Origin of the sequence: Flavobacterium aerium, from assembly GCF_030766725.1 — a bacterium.
Classification (GTDB): Bacteria; Bacteroidota; Bacteroidia; order Flavobacteriales; family Flavobacteriaceae; genus Flavobacterium; species Flavobacterium aerium.
The window spans coordinates 1-18,894 of record NZ_JARQWR010000012.1; the positions used below are offsets into that span (position 1 = coordinate 1).

Consider the following 18,894-nt stretch of genomic DNA (forward strand, 5'->3'; position numbering starts at 1 on the left):
AAGAATATCCAAAGATGAAGATTGATATTCGTTCGCATACCGATAGTAGAGCAACAGCTTCTTACAATGAGAAACTCTCCAGTAGAAGAGCTAAATCGACAATGGAGTACATGATTAAAAATGGAATTGATAAAAGCAGACTCACCGCCAAAGGATATGGAGAGTCACAATTAGTCAACAAATGTAGTGATGGTGTTCCTTGTTCAGAAGAAGAACATCAAGCCAATAGAAGAAGTGAGTTTATTATTACGGAAATTTAGACTTGGGAAAATAGAATTATGTAAAGATAAAAGCAATCCATTAGGGTTGCTTTTGTTGTGAAATAGAAGAGGTAATAGAAGAGATAAAAAGCTTGTCATCAGTGTCTGTATAATTTTTTGTTAATAGTATCTACGATACTTGTATAATGCGATTGAATTGTTATTTTTGTTGATTGCTATTAATAAAAAATGATTGTAATTTTGGAGATATATTGCCAATTTTATAAAAAAGACAAATAAAGATACCACTTAACATAATTTGAAAAAATAATAATGAAAATAAAACAGTTATTCGTTGGGTTATTAATTTCCTTAAATATAGTGAGTTACGCACAAGAAAGCACGAAGGAAGTTTTGTTTAAAATAGATAATAAACCATATTATACCGACGAATTTACGAGGGTCTATAATAAAAATCTAGATTTGGTAAAAGACGATTCACAGAAAGATTTAGACCAATATTTAGAATTATTTATCGGATACAAGTTAAAAATAAATAAAGCAAATCAGTTAGGGCTACAAAATAACGCACAATACATTAATGAATTAAAGTCCTACCGAAATCAATTATCAAAGAACTACATTACAGATGCTAAGGTTACAAAAGAGCTAATCGAAGAGGCTTATAAGCGATCATTAAAAGAAATTAGAGCATCCCATATTTTATTATTAGTCAATGAAAATGCTACACCAGCAGATACTTTGAAGATTTATAATGAAGCAATGAACTTGCGTAAGAGAATTATAAATGGGGAAGATTTCGCTACAGTGGCAACACAATATTCACAAGATCCATCCGTAAAAGAAAATAAAGGAGATTTAGGTTATTTCTCTGTGTTTAGAATGGTTTACCCATTTGAAAATGCAGCGTATAGTACTCCAAAAGGAGAAATTTCAAAACCAATAAGAACAAGATTTGGATACCACTTAATTAAAGTGCAAGACGTTAGAGATAACAGAGGAGAAGTAACGGCAGCTCATATTATGGTTTTAAAACCAACCAATAATATGGATAACGGAATGGAGAAAGCAAAAAATACCATCCAAGAAATCTATCAAAAATTAAAACAAGGAGAAGATTTTGCTACGTTAGCAAGACAATTTTCAGAAGATAAATCATCCTCTTCAAAAGGAGGAACATTGAGCCGTTTCGCATCAGGACAATTAAGTTCCGAAGAATTTGAAAATGTAGCTTTCTCATTAACAAAACCCGGAGAATATTCTGCACCATTTGAAAGCCAGTTTGGATGGCACATCGTAAAGTTAATCGAAAAGCATCCAGTGAAAACAATGGAAGAGATGGAGAATGAGATTGATGGTAAGATTAGAAAAGATGAACGCTCTAGATTGATTACTGTAGCTCAAAACCATAAATTGAGACAAAAATACAGCGTTAAAACAGATGCTAAAATGTATGCTAAAATTGTAAAACTAGTCAATGATAAATTTTACAATAACGAATGGGTAATGCCAGAAAATTTGAAAGAATTTGATAAAGGCTTATTAACAGTAAATAATAAATCTATTGCAGGAGCGACCTTTTTAGGCTATTTATATTCTCAACAACGAGGAACAAATACAATTAAGCCAATCGGAAAATTAGTAGATGATTTATATCAGAAATTTATTGACGAGCAATTGAACTATTACGCAAGTGAGAATTTAGAAGCAGATTATCCTGAATTTGGATTAGTAATGGAAGAATACCGTGATGGACTACTTTTGTTTGATTTAATGGAGAAAGAAATCTGGGAAAAAGCAAAAACAGATACAATAGGATTGAAAAACTATTATGAATTGAATACCAAAAAATATCAATGGAATAATAGAGTAGATGCAGTTGTAATTTCATCAACTAAATCGGAAGCAATAAATCAAGCATTGAAATATTTGAAGCAAGGTAAATCAACAGATTTCATTAAGGAGAAATTAAATACGAATGGAATTGTAGATGTGATGGTGAATGCAGGTGTATTTGAAGAAGGAAGTGAAGCACTCCCTAAAAGTACGGTTATGAAAGAAGGGACATCAAAAGTGATTAAAGAAGGAGATTACTATTATATAACAAAGGTAAATAAGGTGTTGCCAGCAGGGCCAAAACTTTTAGATGAAACAAAAGGTAGAGTGATAAACGACTATCAACAATATTTAGAAGAAAAATGGGTTAGTGATTTGAAGAATGAATTTAAAGTTGCTGTTGATAAGGCAGCTTTTGAGAAAGTGAAAAAACAAATCAAAAAATAAATGCATAGAATTCTGTACGGTATCGTATTGCTTACTTTAGTGTCCTCTTGTAATTATTTCAAGAAGGAAGCTAAGCCTGAAGCTATAGCTAGAGCAAACGATTCTTATCTATATTATGACGAAATTAAAGATCTAGTTCCAGCAGGAACATCCAAAAAAGATAGTTTAATTATCGTGAAAAATTACATAGATCGTTGGGCGACACAAAAGCTATTGATTGATGCGGCAGAATTAAATTTGAGCCCAGAGAAGCAATTAGAATACGATAAATTAATAAAGCAGTATAAAATCGATTTATATACAAAAGGATATATCGAAGAAGTAGTGAAAACTACTGTTGATACTGTAATTACGCAAGCTGAGCTTGTGAAATATTACAATGAAAATAAAGAGAACTTTAAGACAAATGGAACGTTAGTAAAACTTAGATACATCAATCTACCAAAAGATCATCCTAAGTTTGAAACGATAAAAAGTAAATTTTTAGAAAATAAAAAAGAAGATAGGAAACTTCTGAATAGCTATTCTATACAATTTAAAAGTTTTGCTTTAAATGATTCCGTATGGGTAGAGATGAATCAAATCTATCAAAAACTACCATTTATAACACCCGATAATAGAGAACAATACATATTAAGAGGAAAAATAATCCAATCACCAGATTCATTAAACGTATATTTGGTGAAAATTAATAATGTATTAGATAAAAATGAAGTAAGCCCATTTGAATATATAAAGCCTACTTTAGAACAAGTAATTTTGAATAAAAGGAAGTTAGAATTAATTAAAAAATTTGAAAAAGATATTACCGATGATGCGATTAAAAATAACAAATATGAAATCTATAATTAATAAACTTGGCCTCATCTTGGGTATTTCTTTACTTTCATCAGGAATGATGAATGCACAAGAAGTTATTAAAGAAAAAGAGTCAGTGGTGGTGGTTCCGACAAAAAACAGTCCAAAGCCAAAGATAGATGGTGTAATTGCAGTGGTGGGAGAGTATGTTATTTTAGATTCAGATATCGATAAAACATATTTAGAAATTACAAGCCAAGGAGGATCTGTAGCCGATATTACTAGATGTGAGATGCTAGGGAAATTACTTGAAGATAAATTATATGCACACCAAGCTATTCAAGATAGTATTGTAGTAAGTGATGCCGAAGTGAATTCAAGATTGGATGAGCAATACAACTACATGGTAGAGCAATTAGGATCTGCAGATAAAGTAGTGAAATACTTTAAGAAAAGCACTGAAGAAGAATTGAAAGCGCAACTTTTTGAAATTATCAAAATGAATAAGTTGGCGATGGATATGCAAAAGAAAATTATTGATGAAGTTCAAATTACACCAGAAGAAGTAAGAACATTCTATAAAAAAATTCCAGCAGATCAATTACCAATTTTTGGAGCGGAAATGGAAGTTGCACAAATTGTGATAGACCCTAAAGTAACGGCAGAAGAAAAGCAAAAAGTAATTGATAAATTGAATGACTTCAAAAAAGACATTCAACAAAACGGAGCGAGTTTCTTCAGTAAAGCAGTACTGTATTCAGATGATTCAGGAACAAGATCAAATGGAGGATTTATGCGCGTTACTAGAAAATCACCATTAGTAAAAGAATTTAAAGAAACAGCATTTAGTTTGGCAGAAGGAGAAATTTCTGCACCAGTAGAAACTGAATACGGATTCCATATCATTTATATTGAGAAAATCAGAGGGCAAGAAATCGATCTAAGACATATCCTATTGATTCCTAAAGTATCAGATGAAGCTTTAAAAGAAGCAAAAGAAAAAATTGATTTAATCAGAAAAAGAATTGTTGCAGGCGAAATAACTTTTGCAGAAGCAGCACGTACTTCATCTGATGAAAAAGAAACAAGAAATAATGGTGGTGTATTGTTGAATCCTAAAACGATGGAAACACGTTTTGAATTGACAAAAATGGATCCAAGTATCTACAATCAAGTATCTGGATTGAAAGATGGTGAAGTATCATTACCAATTATTGATTCTGACCAATTAGGAAGAAGAAAATATAAATTAATGACGGTGACCAATCGTTTTGATGAGCATAAAGCAGATTACGCAAAAGACTATATTAAAATTAAAGATTTGGCTTTGAAAGAAAAACAAATCAAAGAAATTGGAAAATGGTCTGATGAAAAAATCAAAGAAACTTACATTAAAATTAATGGTGAATACAGAAATTGTAAGTTTACAAATAACTGGTTGAAAAAATAAAAATCCAGACCATGAAAAAAGCGAGTTGCCTATTGTTATTCATAGTGATGCTATCATCTTGCAATCAGATTTCAAAAGAAAATGAGAACAAGAAAGCTGTAGATACAATCAAATCTGTTGACGTTGAAAAAACGGTAAAAGATAGTGTTCAACCACACGATACTTTTAATGAAACAGTTGAGAATGTAGAGGAGAAATTAAAATCATTTATTCCTACAGGATATGATGCAATTAATGTAACGTATGGTAATCTTAATTTGGATGGATCTAAAGATGCTATTTTAGTTTTACGCAAAACTACTGAAGAAACAACATCAAACAATGCTGAAAACAAACCAGATAAAAGATCTTTACTTGTTTTGTTAGGGCAAAAAGATGGGGCATTTCAACTAGTTTATAAAAATGATAATGCAGTGGAATGTATTGATTGTGGAGGGATGTTTGGTGATCCTTTTACTGGGATAACAATCAAAGAAGGATATTTCTCCATTGAGCACGGAGTATCAGGAGGAGTTCATTGGGAGAAGGTAACGACATTTAAATACGATAAAACCAAAAACAATTGGTTTCTATTTAAAGACCATTACATCAACTATATTATGAACCCGGGTACAGATCCGAATAATAAAGAAGCGTTAGTTAAGGATCAAGATAAGCTTAAGACAATTAAAGATTTTGGTGAAATCCCATTTGAAAAATACAATACTTATAGCGAGAAAGGATATTAAAAACTAAATTAATAATCTTATTTTTGGAATTATTACCATAGTAAAGAATCCATAAAAATAGTTCATAGCCAAAAAATCCAATATTAATTCCTCAATACAATTATTAAATGTCTGATGTAACCGCTATACAACGTCTAGTTCAAAAACAAAAAGAACTAAAACAAGAAATTGCTAAAATCATTGTAGGTCAAGATACTGTTGTTGATCAAATTCTGCTGAGTATTTTTTCAGGAGGACATTCCTTATTAGTAGGAGTGCCAGGTTTGGCAAAAACTTTAATGGTAAATACAATTGCACAGGCGCTAGGATTAGACTTTAAACGTATTCAATTCACTCCCGATTTAATGCCTTCGGATATTTTAGGAAGTGAGATATTAGATGAAAATCGCCAATTTAAATTCATTAAGGGACCAATATTCTCTAATATTATCCTAGCAGATGAGATTAATAGAACACCACCAAAAACTCAAGCAGCTTTATTAGAAGCGATGCAAGAGAGAGCAGTGACGATTGCGGGACATCACTATAAATTAGATTTACCATATTTCGTATTAGCAACACAAAACCCAATTGAGCAAGAAGGAACCTATCCATTGCCAGAAGCACAATTAGATCGTTTTATGTTTGCCATAAAATTAGATTATCCCTCTTTTGCAGAAGAAGTTCAAGTGGTGAAAAGCACCACGTCTGATGTGAAAGTTCAGGTTAATCCGTTATTCACAGCGCAGGAAATTATTGATTTTCAACAATTAATAAGAAGAATTCCAGTGGCAGATAATGTAATCGAATACGCCGTAACCTTAGTCAGTAAAACACGTCCAGATAATCCATTATCCAATGAATTAGTGAAGAATTATTTAGACTGGGGAGCAGGGCCAAGAGCTTCACAAAATTTAATTTTGGCAGCGAAAGCACATGCCGCATTTCAAGGAAAATTCTCACCAGATATAGAAGATGTACAAGCGGTAGCAATTGGAATTTTAAGACACAGAATTATTAAAAATTATAAAGCAGATGCAGAAGGTATTTCGGAAGAAAAAATCATTCAAAAATTGATGTAATACCTCTATAGACCCTTATTTAGAAAGGTTCTTAGTATAAATAGATACTAAGAACCTTTTTTCGTTTCAGTGCATATTTCGAATTTATCAATAAAAGGTTTTTAAAATAATTATAATTCATCATTTTTGATAAAATATCACATTTCTTTCGATAAAATTCAGTTTAAATGCCGTTTTAGGAATAATAATGTTCTGAAAGGGCACTTTTGATGAAAATTTTTAAAATATCAGTATTAATGCGTAATTTTGTGCCTGAATAAAATTTACAAAACAAATAACGTAACTAATTTATATTATGGCTTTTGATATTGATATGATTAAAAAGGTGTATGCAACGATGGCTGAACGTGTGGATAAAGCACGTGAACTTGTAGGTCGTCCGCTAACACTTTCAGAAAAGATTTTGTATTCACATCTTTGGGAAGGAAATCCAACTCAAGCCTTCACAAGAGGTAAAGATTATGTGGATTTCGCTCCAGACCGTGTTGCATGTCAAGATGCAACTGCACAAATGGCTTTATTGCAATTTATGCATGCTGGAAAAAGTAAAGTAGCTGTACCAACAACCGTACATTGTGATCACTTAATTCAAGCAAAAGTTGATGCTGTAACCGATTTAGCTAGAGCAAAAACACAAAGTAATGAAGTTTTTGATTTCCTTTCTTCTGTTTCAGATAAATATGGAATTGGTTTCTGGAAACCAGGAGCAGGTATTATTCACCAAGTAGTTTTGGAGAACTATGCTTTCCCAGGTGGAATGATGATTGGAACAGATTCACATACTGTAAATGCAGGTGGATTAGGAATGATCGCGATTGGAGTAGGTGGAGCTGATGCAGTAGATGTAATGTCAGGAATGGCATGGGAATTAAAATTCCCAAAATTAATTGGTGTAAAATTAACAGGGAAACTTAGTGGATGGACAGCACCAAAAGATGTAATCTTAAAAGTAGCTGGAATACTTACTGTAAAAGGTGGTACTGGAGCTATTGTTGAATATTTTGGAGAAGGAGCGAAAGCAATGTCTTGTACTGGTAAAGGTACAATCTGTAATATGGGAGCTGAAATCGGAGCTACAACATCTACGTTTGGTTACGATGAATCGATGGACCGTTACTTACGTTCTACTGATAGAGCTGATGTAGCTGATGCAGCAAACACTGTAGCAAAATACTTAACAGCAGATGATGAAGTATACGCTAACCCAGAACAATATTTTGACCAAGTAATTGAAATTAATCTTACAGAATTAGAACCATACTTAAACGGTCCTTTTACTCCGGATTTAGCTACGCCAATTTCTAAAATGAAAGAGGAAGCATTAAAAAATAACTGGCCATTAAAAATTGATGTAGGTTTAATCGGTTCTTGTACAAACTCTTCTTATGAAGATATTGCTAGAGCAGCTTCGTTAGCAAAACAAGTTGCGGATAAGAACTTAAAAACAAAATCTAAATTTACAATCACTCCAGGTTCAGAATTAGTACGATATACTATCGAACGTGATGGATTCATCGATACATTCGATAAAATTGGAGCGACTGTTTTTGCAAATGCTTGTGGACCATGTATCGGTATGTGGGACAGAGAAGGTGCAGAAAAAGAAGAACGCAATACAATCGTTCACTCTTTCAACAGAAACTTCTCTAAGCGTGCAGATGGTAACCCAAATACATTAGCATTTGTTGGATCTCCAGAATTAGTTACTGCTTTAGCAATTGCAGGTGATTTAAGTTTCAATCCATTAACGGATACTTTAATCAACGAAGATGGTGTAGAAGTAAGATTAGACGAACCAACAGGAAATGAATTACCTCCAAAAGGTTTCGAAGCAGAAGATGCTGGATTCCAAGCACCATCATTAGATGGATCTGGTGTAATAGTAGCTGTTAATCCTGAGTCTGAAAGACTTCAGTTATTAGCGCCATTTACTCCATGGGATGGTAAAGACATTATGGGAGCTAAATTATTAATTAAAGCTTTCGGAAAATGTACTACAGATCATATCTCTATGGCGGGACCATGGTTACGTTTTAGAGGTCACTTAGATAATATTTCTAACAATATGTTGATTGGAGCAGTGAATGCATTCAACCAAAAAACAAACAATGTTAAAAATCAATTAACTGGTGAATACGCAGAAGTTCCTGCAGTTCAACGTGCATACAAAGCGGCTGGAGTACCTACAATTGTAGTAGGTGATCATAACTATGGTGAAGGATCTTCTCGTGAGCACGCAGCTATGGAGCCACGTTTCTTAGGAGTGAAAGCAGTATTAGTAAAATCTTTTGCTCGTATCCACGAAACGAACTTGAAAAAACAAGGTATGTTAGCGTTGATTTTTGCAAATGAAGCAGATTACGATAAAATCCAAGAAAATGATACAATCAATTTCATTGACTTAACAGAATTTGCACCAGGTAAACCATTAACTTTAGAATTCGTTCACGCTGATGGATCTAAAGATATTATCATGGCAAACCATACATACAACGAAGGACAAATTGGTTGGTTCGTTGCAGGTTCAGCATTGAACTTGATTGCAGCTGGAAAAGCTTAACATGAAAATGTAAATAAATTAAAAACGCCCAAGGTAACTTGGGCGTTTTTTTATACATTCAAAAAAGAGAAATGAAGAAAGTTGATAAGTTTCGTCTTTGAGTATTGGGAACACCTTAGTATAAAAACTACCTTTGATGATTCTTTAAGAAAAGCAAAGCACTAAGCAAAATATTATTTTTAGCAGAAATCAATATAATGAAAGAAAAGAATACAGTTGTAGAAGTAAATAAAGGACTTCGTACAACATTGATTGGAATAATAGTAAGCGCTATTCTAGCGGTTATAAAAGCCTTAGGAGGAATTTTTGGGAATTCATATGCTTTAATTGCCGACGCCATTGAGTCTGGAGCTGATGTGTTGACATCAACAATGCTCTGGTTCGGGTTAAAATGGTCTTTAAAACCGGCAGATGAAGACCATCCTTATGGTCATGGAAAAGTAGAAGCATTAGTCGCTTTAGGAATTGCATTGGCAATGGTATTAGCTGCTTTTGTAATCACACACGATAGTATTCATAATATTATGGTACCTCATGAAGCACCAGCACCATATACACTACTAATTCTGGTAGGAGTAATTTTGACTAAAGAAATACTATACCGTTATGTCCTAAAAACGGGAGAAGAAATGAAAAGTAATGCAGTGAAAGCAGATGCTTTTCATCATCGAAGTGATGCTATAACTTCTGCAGCGGCATTTATTGGGATAACAATTGGTATTATAGGAGGGAAAGGATACGAAGTGGCAGATGACTATGCTGCACTTTTTGCTGCAGTATTAATTGTATACAATGCTTATATTATTGCTCGACCAGCTATTGGAGAATTATTAGATGAAGCTTTAGAGCCTGAATTATTAGAAGATATCAAGATTATTGCAGGAAAAGTAATAGGAGTAGAAGTAGTGGAGAAAGCCCAGTTTAGAAAAATGGGAACAGCTTATCAAGTTGATATGCACATCTGGGTAGATAAAGATTTAAGTGTGGAAAAAGGACATGAAATTTCACATATGGTTAAAGATGCAGTTCTGGAACAAGTACCACAAGTAATGAATGTACATATTCATATAGAACCATACTATGGTAAAAATACAATTTGTGATATGCATTAATAAATGGAAAAATTAAAATCAAAAGATAAATCAAAAACAAAGTGGTCCAATCTTATTTGGATCTTGGTGTTTGTTGTGATTCTATTTACACCAGTAGGAACAACACTTAAAGTTTGGGTCAATAGAATATTTGCTTTTAGCCCTTCTGTTATTGAAAAGAAAGAACAAAAGAAATTGAATGATTATAATTGGCAGTTAGTCAATTTGGAAGGGGAACAAAGCACTTTGGCAGACCATAAAGGAAAAGTCATTCTGATTAATTTTTGGGCGACATGGTGTCCTCCTTGTATTGCAGAAATGCCTAGTATGCAAAAACTATATACAGACTATAAAGATAAAGTAGTTTTTCTTTTTGTGACCAATGATGATCGGGATAAGGTAACAGCCTTTATGAAGAAGAATAACTATGATTTACCAATATACCAATACAATTCATCCGTTCCAGGTGATTTAAATGCGACTAGTATTCCAGTTACCTATTTAATAGATAAAGAAGGTAATATTGTAGTTGATAAAACGGGATCAGCAGATTGGAATAGTGAAGATTTTAGAAAAGAACTCAATCAATTATTAGAATAAAAAAAAGCGGTTATACATGTATAACCGCTTTTTTTATATGTTGAATATCTACTAGTAGTAGGTATAACGTCTTACTTTAGCAATATATTTTGCAAGACGAATTACTTGGTGACTGTAACCATATTCATTATCATACCAGATGTATAATACAATATTTTTACCATCAGCCGATACAATAGTAGCGTTACTGTCATAAATTGAAGGAGCAGAAGTGCCCACAATATCAGAAGATACTAATTCATTATTTAATGAATATTTGATTTGCTCAACCAATTCACCTTCTAATGCATATTTCTTCATGATAGAGTTTATTTCTGCTAAACTCGTTGTTTTGTTAACTTCTAAATTCAATACCACCAAAGAACCATTTGGGACAGGAACTCGGATTGCATTTGAAGTTAATTTTCCTGCCAATGAAGGTAATGCTTTAGCAACGGCGCTACCAGCACCAGTTTCAGTAATAACCATGTTTAATGCAGCAGCTCTACCACGACGGTATTTTTTGTGCATGTTGTCTACTAAATTTTGGTCATTAGTATAAGCATGAATTGTTTCTAAGTGCCCTTTTACAACGCCCAATGTATCTTCTACTGCCTTTAAGATAGGAGTGATTGCATTTGTTGTACAAGAAGCTGCAGAGAAAATATCAGTCTCATCAGGATTATATTCATTATGATTTACACCATATACAATATTTGGAACCCCTTTTCCTGGAGCAGTCAATAAAACTTTTCCAGCACCTTTAGAAGATAAATGTCTTCTTAAAGCCTCTTCATTTGTAAAAGCACCAGTATTGTCAATGATTAAAGCATCTTCAATTCCGTAAGCAGTATAATCTATATCTTCAGGGCTATTTGCTGTAATCATATGAACCGTAGTTCCATTGATTAACAAAGCATCATTTTCTGGATCTGCAGTTACAGAACCTTGAAAATCACCATGTACAGAATCATAACGCAGTAATGAAGCTCTTTTTTCAAGATTAGTAGCATCATTTTTATCACGTGTAACAATTGCTCTTAAACGCATTTGATTACCCGTTCCCATTTTTGACATTAATTCACGAGCTAATAGACGACCAATTCTTCCGAATCCGTATAAAACAACATCCTTAGGAGCGAAGTTTTTGAAATCCTTAGCGTTTTTCAATTTGTCAATTACAAAAGCCGTAGCATCATTGTATTTGTCATCTTCTAAGTGAAATTCATAAGTTAATTTTCCGATATCTAATTTTGATGGTGGTAAATCTAGAGATAGAATAGCTCTTGCAATTTCAACTGAATCAAAAACTGAAATTGGTTTTTGAACAAACTCTCCAGCGTATTCATGTAAATTAATGATATCGCTAACATTGCGATCAATCAATTGGTTTCTGAAAAGTACTAATTCAATTGATTTGTCGAACCATAAATCACTAATAATTTTGATGAATTCAACTCCTGCTTTTCTTCGGTCAGCTTGAAAGGATAGCTCTTTTTCGTACAAAACGTTATTGCTCATGAGGTAATGGAATAATTTAGATTGTGTTGTTGTTTTTTTAATTTCCGCAAAAGTATCAATTTCAAACGTTTTCGTAAAGCGTTTTATGAAATAATTTGAACAAAAAACAAAAGCCAACCTTTCGAAGTTGGCTTTCATATTTATAAGATTTTGGCGTAGCCCTATTATAATTTTAAGAGATAGCGCTCCAATTGCCCATTCTCATTAAGGAAATCGATTTTCGTTAAGGCATTTGGGTTTCTGTTATTTAATATTTTAGAAAAAGCAGCAACATCGGTGACCTTTTGATTATTGACCGATAAAATAATTTTGCCTGTTAGTTCTCCAAAGCTCTCATCGCTAACTCCTTTAATTTTAACACCATAATTAATATTGAATTTCTTTTTGTCAACATCACTAATGTTTTCTATTTGCAAACCATTGTATTCATAACTGGATAATTCATTTTTACTCAAGGTTACAGGAATAGAAACGGTTTTATTATCTCTAAGGATCGTAACATTTACGACGTCATTTGGGCGCTTAGTATTAATGAATCCAGATAACTCAGCATACGATGAAATTTTAGTATTGTCCAATTGGATAACAATATCTCCTTTTTTAAGACCTGCTTTTTCAGCACCCGATTTTGGCGTTACTCGATTCACATAGAAACCCTGTGTTTCATTAATGCCTAATTCTTTCGAAGCTGTACTATTCAATTCGCCGCCTTCAATACCTAATATACCACGCTGTACATTGCCAAATTCCATGAGGTCTTCAATGATCTTTCGAGTAATATTAGAAGGTACTGCAAAAGAATAACCCACATAAGAACCGGTCATGGATGAAATCATAGTGTTGATTCCAATGAGTTCTCCACGCGTATTTACTAATGCACCACCACTATTACCGGGATTTACAGCAGCATCAGTTTGTATAAAAGATTGAATATCACTTTTTGCACCCGTACCTAAATTTCGGGCTTTTGCCGAAACAATACCTGCTGTAACGGTAGAAGTTAAGTTGTAGGGATTACCAACAGCTAAAACCCATTCCCCAACCTTGATATTATCAGAGTTACCAAAAGTTGCATAAGGAAGTTTTTCGGAAGCATCCACTTTTAATAAAGCAACATCCATTTTAGAATCAGTTCCTATTAATCGCGCTTTATAAGATTTGTTATTGTTTAAAGTCACTTCAATTTCAGAAGCATCTTTAATAACATGGTTGTTGGTAACGATATAACCATCTTCTGATATAATTACACCCGAACCAGTCCCTATTTGAGCTTGTTGCTGTCCTCCTTTATAACCATAGAAAAATTCAGCCATTGGATTGGATGGAGCCATAGTGTAGGTGACATTTTTGACGTGAACGACAGAATGTACGGCTTTATCTGCAGCTTCAGTAAAGTCTAATGTTTCGGGAGAAAGGCCTACGGGTCTAATGAAATTAGCAGGAGTGGTTGTGATGATTGCGTTATTGGATTTTGAAAGTAAATTATGCTCTGTTAAGAGTTTGTACGCACCTAAAGTTATCACGCCACTTAACAGAGATACTAGGAATAAGCTTGAAAATGTTTTCATAGTTTGATAGTGATTTAGTTATTTAACAGTAAAATTATAAGTAATTTTGGTGTGTCAAAATAGGTTTAACGCTCGGTTAACAATGATTAACTTTTCATTAATATTCGTACTTTTGTTACTTCAGATCTAAATACTATGAACATAACATTTTATAAATACCAAGGCACAGGAAATGATTTCGTCATGATTGATAATCGTGAAAAAGTATTTTCTAAAAATAATACTAAATGGATTGCAAAGATTTGTGACCGTAAATATGGAGTAGGTGCCGATGGATTAATTCTATTAGAAAATCACCATGAGTATGACTTTAAGATGGTCTACTATAATGCCGACGGAAAAGAAAGTACCATGTGTGGAAATGGTGGGAGATGCTTGGTTGCTTTTGCAAAAGCATTGGGAATCATAGAAACAGAAACTACCTTTCTGGCTATTGATGGATTACATTATGCTTCAATCAATGAGGATGGAGTAGTGTCTTTACAAATGAAAAATGTAGAGAAAATTAAACAACTTCCAGAATATGTATTCTTGGATACTGGATCTCCACACCATATAGAATTGGTGAAAAATTTGGAAAACTTCGACGTCAAAAATGAAGGCGCTACTATACGATACGGAGAATTATATGGAGCAACAGGTAGTAATGTGAATTTCGTGGAACAAATAGGAAGCGACAATTTTGCAGTACGTACGTACGAAAGAGGTGTAGAAGATGAAACACTATCTTGTGGAACAGGAGTAACTGCGGTAGCGATTGCAATGAATGCCATTGGGAAAACAGATTCACACCAAATTAAATTAGATACAGAAGGAGGACGATTAGAAGTTTCTTTTGATTGTTTCGAAGGAAGATATTTCAATATCTTTTTGAAAGGACCTGCTACATTTGTTTTTATAGGAATGATCGAATGCTAACATTACAAGGAGATACTATTTATTTACGCGCACTAGAACCAGAGGATCTGGAATTTGTCTATGCAGTAGAAAATGATGAAAAGATTTGGGCTGTAAGCAATACACAAACGCCCTATAGTCGCTTTCTCATTAAACAGTATTTAGAAAATGCACAACAGGATATTTATGAAGCAAAACAACTTCGATTGGCTATTTGTAAGAATGAAAACTTCAAAGCAATAGGTTTAATCGATCTTTTTGAGTTCGATCCGAAGAATAATCGTGCGGGAATTGGTATCGTTATTCAACAAGAAGACCAACGAAATCAAGGGCTGGGAGCGCAAGCGCTTGGGCTTTTGATAGATTACGCATTCAAACAGTTAAATTTAAACCAATTGTATGCAAATATTGGCACCGAAAATAAAACAAGTGAAAAGCTTTTTACTAATTTTGGATTCGAAAAAATAGGCGTTAAGAAACAATGGAATTTGATTAATGGCGTTTATTATGATGAGGCAATTTTTCAATTAATCAATAACAATTAATACCACCAGAACTTTGAAACTCAAGAAAATTATTATTATTTTTTTAGTGCTATTAGTAACCGCTGCATCTGTATACGGTTATATGATTTACAGAGATATTTTCTCTGAAAACACAAAATTTTCAGAAGCCAAAACCTATGTTCATATCCCTACTGATGCAACATTTTCAGAAGTAGAAGAGATTATGACACCTTACGTGAAAGATATTGAACGCTTTAAAATGGTGGCGGATAAAAGAAGTTACACAACTAATATAAAATCAGGACGATTCCTTTTGAAAAAAGGAATGAACAGTAATGAGATTATTACAGCATTACGCCAAAATATACCCGTAAAACTAGCCTTTAATAATCAAGAAACTCTAGAGCGTTTTGTAGGACGTGTAGGCAGTCAAATTGAAGCTGATAGTTTAAGTCTGTTGAATGCTTTTAAAGATGAAACCTTTTTAAAAGAAAACGGTTTTACAGAAGATAATATATTGAGTATGTTTATTCCAAATACCTATGAATTCTTTTGGAATACCTCTGTGCGACAATTTAGAGATAAAATGGCGAAGGAGTATAGAAAATTTTGGACAGAAGAAAGACTAGAAAAAGCAAAAGCACTTAATTTAACACCATTACAAGTGAGTGCATTAGCCTCAATTGTACATAAGGAAACAGTAAAAAGAGATGAAAGACCTCGCGTTGCGGGAGTTTATTTGAATCGATTGAAATCTGGAATGAAGCTAGACGCAGATCCAACGGTGATTTATGCGATTAAGAGACAATCAGGGAATTTTGATACAGTAATCAAAAGAGTCTTTTTTAAAGACTTAGAGATTAATTCACCATACAATACCTATATGTATGCTGGATTACCTCCAGGACCAATTGCAATGCCTGATATTACTGCAATCGATGCTGTATTGAATCCAGAACACCATGATTATATTTATTTCTGTGCAAGCGTTACAAATTTTGGATACCATGAATTTGCATCAACTTTAGCACAACACAATGTGAATAGAGATAAATATGTAAAATGGATTAGTGCACAAGGAATAAATAGATAACATTTTAATGCTATAACACCTTCAAAAAAGAGGTCGATTTCTGACGTTTTAGGCTTAAATTTTGACATTTAAATGTTAAAATTTAAGCCTAAATTGATTTAAAAAACAATCAGAAACTAAATTTTTTCAAATTTTTTTTCAACCCCATTTAAAATTAATATGCTAGCATACCTCCCTAAAAATCAAGGGTAAACAAAAGGTTATGCTGAAGTAAAATTTGATGAGAAAAGACCGTTAGGGAAACTTTAACAGGTTGATTTTCAGATTTATAATTTTTGTCGTATATTTGCCTGCTGAAATTTTATACCAGAGTACCGGTATAAGAAATCGAAATTTATGATAAAAAAATGGTCTTATTATTCAGGTTTAATCGTACTAATTGCATTCATTTGCTATAGTTTTAAATCATTTGAATTAGAAAAATATGATTGGTTTCACGTAGGTGATGACGAGGCATTAAAAAGCACCGTTCCAACTGAAGAGCAAACGGATTATGTTTATTTTGATTTCCCGTTTACAGGGAAATCGTATACAGGTTTTAAACAAGCTGTAGCCTACAAAGAATCCCAAGGAAAATACAAATTAGTAAATCCGTTTGGGTACATGGGTAAATATCAATTTGGTATGGGTGCTTTAAGAGCCGTAGGGATTTATAACTCTACAGCCTTCCTTAATAGTCCAAAGATGCAAGAAAAAGCATTTAAAGCCTTATTGTCCCGTAATAAGTGGGAACTGAAAGATGAAATTCAAAAATTTGAAGGTTCAGTTATCAACGGAGTAAAAATAACAGAGTCTGGAATCTTAGCTGCAGCCCATTTGGGAGGTGCTGGTTCTGTCAAAAGTTTTTTGAAAAGTAAAGGTAAAAGAAAATTCAAAGATGGTTTTGGAACATCAATCATCAGTTACATGGAAAAATTTGGAGGATATGATACTTCAAGTATCGTAGCGAATCCAGCTGCAAAAGTAAAAATGAATTAATTTACATTTTGTAATGATATAAAAAAGGGTCGATGAAAATCGACCCTTTTTTGCGTTTATATGCTATGTATATTTTACATTTTGTGAATCACAAAAATAGTTGGACGATTGTGTAAATCGATTTTGGTTCTTTTCCAATCCGCTACGCGAAGTGTTTTAATATATTCCGTTGGTAAAGTGATATCACAAGCGATACATAAATGAGTGTTTGGATGTAGCGTTTGCAATAAATCTTCCACAAGCTTATTGTTACGGTACGGAGTTTCGATGAAAAGTTGCGATTGATTTTTATCCTGTGATAATTTCTCAAAATTTTTCAAAGCCTGCTTCTTTTCCGATTTGTCAATTGGTAAATAACCGTTGAAGGCAAAACTTTGTCCATTCATTCCAGAGCCCATCATGGCCATTAAAATAGAAGAAGGACCTACTAATGGAACTACTTGTATTCCTCTTTCGTGAGCGATTTTGACAATTACAGCTCCAGGGTCGGCTACGCCAGGACATCCAGCTTCGGACATCAACCCTACATTTTTTCCTTCCAGACAAGCTTTGATCATTTGCTCGTGTTCTGCAACTTCAGTATGTTTGTTTAAGGTGCTTAGACGTAAAGAAGGTTGTGGTTTCTCAGGATGTATGCTCTTAATAAACTTACGAGCAGTCTTTTCATTTTCAACAATATAGTCATCAATGAAATCAATGGCTCTTTTTACAGTTTGTGGTAATACATCCATAGGATCGGTATCGCCTAAAGTAATGGGAATTAAATAGAGTTTTCCTTTTGGTGGAGTAGATGTCATCAGTATAATGTTTAGAGTGCAAAAATAAATATTTTTTAATCAATTTAAGGCTTAATCAAAGGAGGAGTTGTAGTAAAAATTGAAACAGTTCGATAAAGAGATGAATCAAAAAGCCCAATGTGAGGTACATTGGGCTTTTCTTTCGAATAGGCGTATTTAAATACAGCTTTGAATTTAAATACAGGACTGAAGAATAAAGGTTGTTGAATAATTACATTTTATTTTTTAAAGTCATTAAGGATAGTTTTTTTAAAACGTTATTCTCTTTTTTTAAATATTGAATCTCTTTTTTGAGAAGATTGATTTCGGTGCTGAAATCATTATTTCTTTCACTGTGTATATGTGATGATATTCTTGGGGAATAAGGTAAAGATTTTCTTTTCTCAACATATAAAATAGATAAAGGATTTGTTTTTAATACATCTGCTATCTTTCTTACTTTCTTGAGATCAATAATACTCTTGCCGTTTTCTATTCTTGAATATTGGGATTGTGAGAGATTTAATAGTTCTGCCATCTGTTCTTGAGAAATATTATTTTTTTTTCTCATCAAACGAATTTTTCCTTTGTTTAAGTGCATCTTTAAAATTGTTTAAATCATTGAATTATGCTAAGCTTTGTATTGGGAATAATAATTGGAATTCAAAGCTTAAGTAATGTGTTAAAACTTCAAGGTAATCTGTGTAACTGAAGTGTTAAATACTATAGAGCAATTTATATTTTTTGCAAGATAATTGGGGAAGCAATAAGTTATTTTGATGGT

The 18,894-nt window shown here is 33.0% G+C and carries 17 protein-coding genes; 13 read left to right on the forward strand and 4 right to left on the reverse strand.

What is annotated here, in order from left to right; all coding sequences use genetic code 11:
• The 9 genes from P6733_RS15375 to P6733_RS15415 form a co-directional block, all read left to right on the forward strand.
• Positions 1 to 260 (forward strand): OmpA family protein (locus P6733_RS15375; protein WP_306353820.1); only part of this gene is annotated, 260 nt, incomplete at its 5' end.
• Positions 261 to 533: 273 nt separating this feature from the next.
• Positions 534 to 2,504, forward strand: coding sequence for a peptidylprolyl isomerase (locus tag P6733_RS15380; protein ID WP_306353821.1), 1,971 nt, complete (start codon positions 534 to 536; stop codon positions 2,502 to 2,504).
• Entirely contained in the window at positions 2,505 to 3,356 is an 852-nt protein-coding gene (locus P6733_RS15385; RefSeq protein ID WP_306353822.1) for a hypothetical protein, read from the forward strand.
• Positions 3,319 to 4,752, forward strand: coding sequence for a peptidylprolyl isomerase (locus tag P6733_RS15390; protein ID WP_372339309.1), 1,434 nt, complete (start codon positions 3,319 to 3,321; stop codon positions 4,750 to 4,752). Before P6733_RS15385 ends, P6733_RS15390 begins: the two co-directional genes overlap by 38 nt.
• Positions 4,753 to 4,763: 11 nt before the next feature.
• The gene (locus tag P6733_RS15395) at positions 4,764 to 5,480 is read left to right on the forward strand and encodes a hypothetical protein (RefSeq protein ID WP_306353824.1); all 717 of its coding nucleotides are present in this window, start codon (positions 4,764 to 4,766) and stop codon (positions 5,478 to 5,480) included.
• A gap of 107 nt (positions 5,481 to 5,587) precedes the next feature.
• A complete protein-coding gene (locus tag P6733_RS15400) occupies positions 5,588 to 6,541 on the forward strand; it encodes an AAA family ATPase (RefSeq protein WP_306353825.1) in 954 nt (317 codons plus the stop codon).
• Positions 6,542 to 6,836: 295 nt separating this feature from the next.
• Positions 6,837 to 9,101: an aconitate hydratase gene (locus P6733_RS15405; RefSeq protein ID WP_306353826.1), complete on the forward strand. Its 2,265-nt coding sequence runs from the start codon at positions 6,837 to 6,839 to the stop codon at positions 9,099 to 9,101.
• Between the two features lie 197 nt (positions 9,102 to 9,298).
• Positions 9,299 to 10,213 (forward strand): cation diffusion facilitator family transporter, encoded by a 915-nt coding sequence (locus P6733_RS15410; RefSeq protein ID WP_306353827.1) that lies wholly within the window; start codon positions 9,299 to 9,301, stop codon positions 10,211 to 10,213.
• Between the two features lie 3 nt (positions 10,214 to 10,216).
• A complete protein-coding gene (locus P6733_RS15415) occupies positions 10,217 to 10,792 on the forward strand; it encodes a TlpA family protein disulfide reductase (protein WP_306353828.1) in 576 nt (191 codons plus the stop codon).
• 51 nt (positions 10,793 to 10,843) lie between these two features.
• Here P6733_RS15415 and P6733_RS15420 read toward each other — a convergent pair whose 3' ends face one another.
• Together P6733_RS15420 and P6733_RS15425 are read right to left on the reverse strand one after the other, a co-directional pair.
• On the reverse strand, positions 10,844 to 12,292 hold the full coding sequence (locus tag P6733_RS15420; RefSeq protein WP_306353969.1) for a glyceraldehyde-3-phosphate dehydrogenase: 1,449 nt from the start codon (positions 12,290 to 12,292) through the stop codon (positions 10,844 to 10,846).
• Between the two features lie 164 nt (positions 12,293 to 12,456).
• Positions 12,457 to 13,860 (reverse strand): Do family serine endopeptidase, encoded by a 1,404-nt coding sequence (locus P6733_RS15425; RefSeq protein ID WP_306353829.1) that lies wholly within the window; start codon positions 13,858 to 13,860, stop codon positions 12,457 to 12,459.
• A 135-nt stretch (positions 13,861 to 13,995) separates the two neighbouring features.
• On the opposite strand from P6733_RS15425, the gene dapF reads away from it, so the two are divergent.
• The 4 genes from dapF (at position 13,996) to P6733_RS15445 (ending at position 17,334) form a co-directional block, all read left to right on the forward strand.
• The gene (dapF, locus tag P6733_RS15430; RefSeq protein ID WP_306353830.1) at positions 13,996 to 14,778 is read left to right on the forward strand and encodes a diaminopimelate epimerase; all 783 of its coding nucleotides are present in this window, start codon (positions 13,996 to 13,998) and stop codon (positions 14,776 to 14,778) included.
• The gene (locus P6733_RS15435) at positions 14,772 to 15,302 is read left to right on the forward strand and encodes a GNAT family N-acetyltransferase (protein ID WP_306353831.1); all 531 of its coding nucleotides are present in this window, start codon (positions 14,772 to 14,774) and stop codon (positions 15,300 to 15,302) included. The genes dapF and P6733_RS15435 overlap by 7 nt, the downstream gene beginning before the upstream one ends.
• Positions 15,303 to 15,315: 13 nt before the next feature.
• The gene (gene mltG, locus P6733_RS15440; protein WP_306353832.1) at positions 15,316 to 16,356 is read left to right on the forward strand and encodes an endolytic transglycosylase MltG; all 1,041 of its coding nucleotides are present in this window, start codon (positions 15,316 to 15,318) and stop codon (positions 16,354 to 16,356) included.
• A gap of 336 nt (positions 16,357 to 16,692) precedes the next feature.
• Positions 16,693 to 17,334: a peptidoglycan-binding protein LysM gene (locus P6733_RS15445; protein ID WP_306353833.1), complete on the forward strand. Its 642-nt coding sequence runs from the start codon at positions 16,693 to 16,695 to the stop codon at positions 17,332 to 17,334.
• 74 nt (positions 17,335 to 17,408) lie between these two features.
• On the opposite strand, the gene P6733_RS15450 is transcribed toward P6733_RS15445, so the two are convergent.
• Both P6733_RS15450 and P6733_RS15455 read right to left on the reverse strand, forming a co-directional pair.
• A complete protein-coding gene (locus tag P6733_RS15450) occupies positions 17,409 to 18,131 on the reverse strand; it encodes an SAM-dependent methyltransferase (RefSeq protein ID WP_306353834.1) in 723 nt (240 codons plus the stop codon).
• A gap of 211 nt (positions 18,132 to 18,342) precedes the next feature.
• A complete protein-coding gene (locus tag P6733_RS15455; protein WP_306353835.1) occupies positions 18,343 to 18,711 on the reverse strand; it encodes a helix-turn-helix domain-containing protein in 369 nt (122 codons plus the stop codon).
• Positions 18,712 to 18,894: the final 183 nt, after the last annotated feature.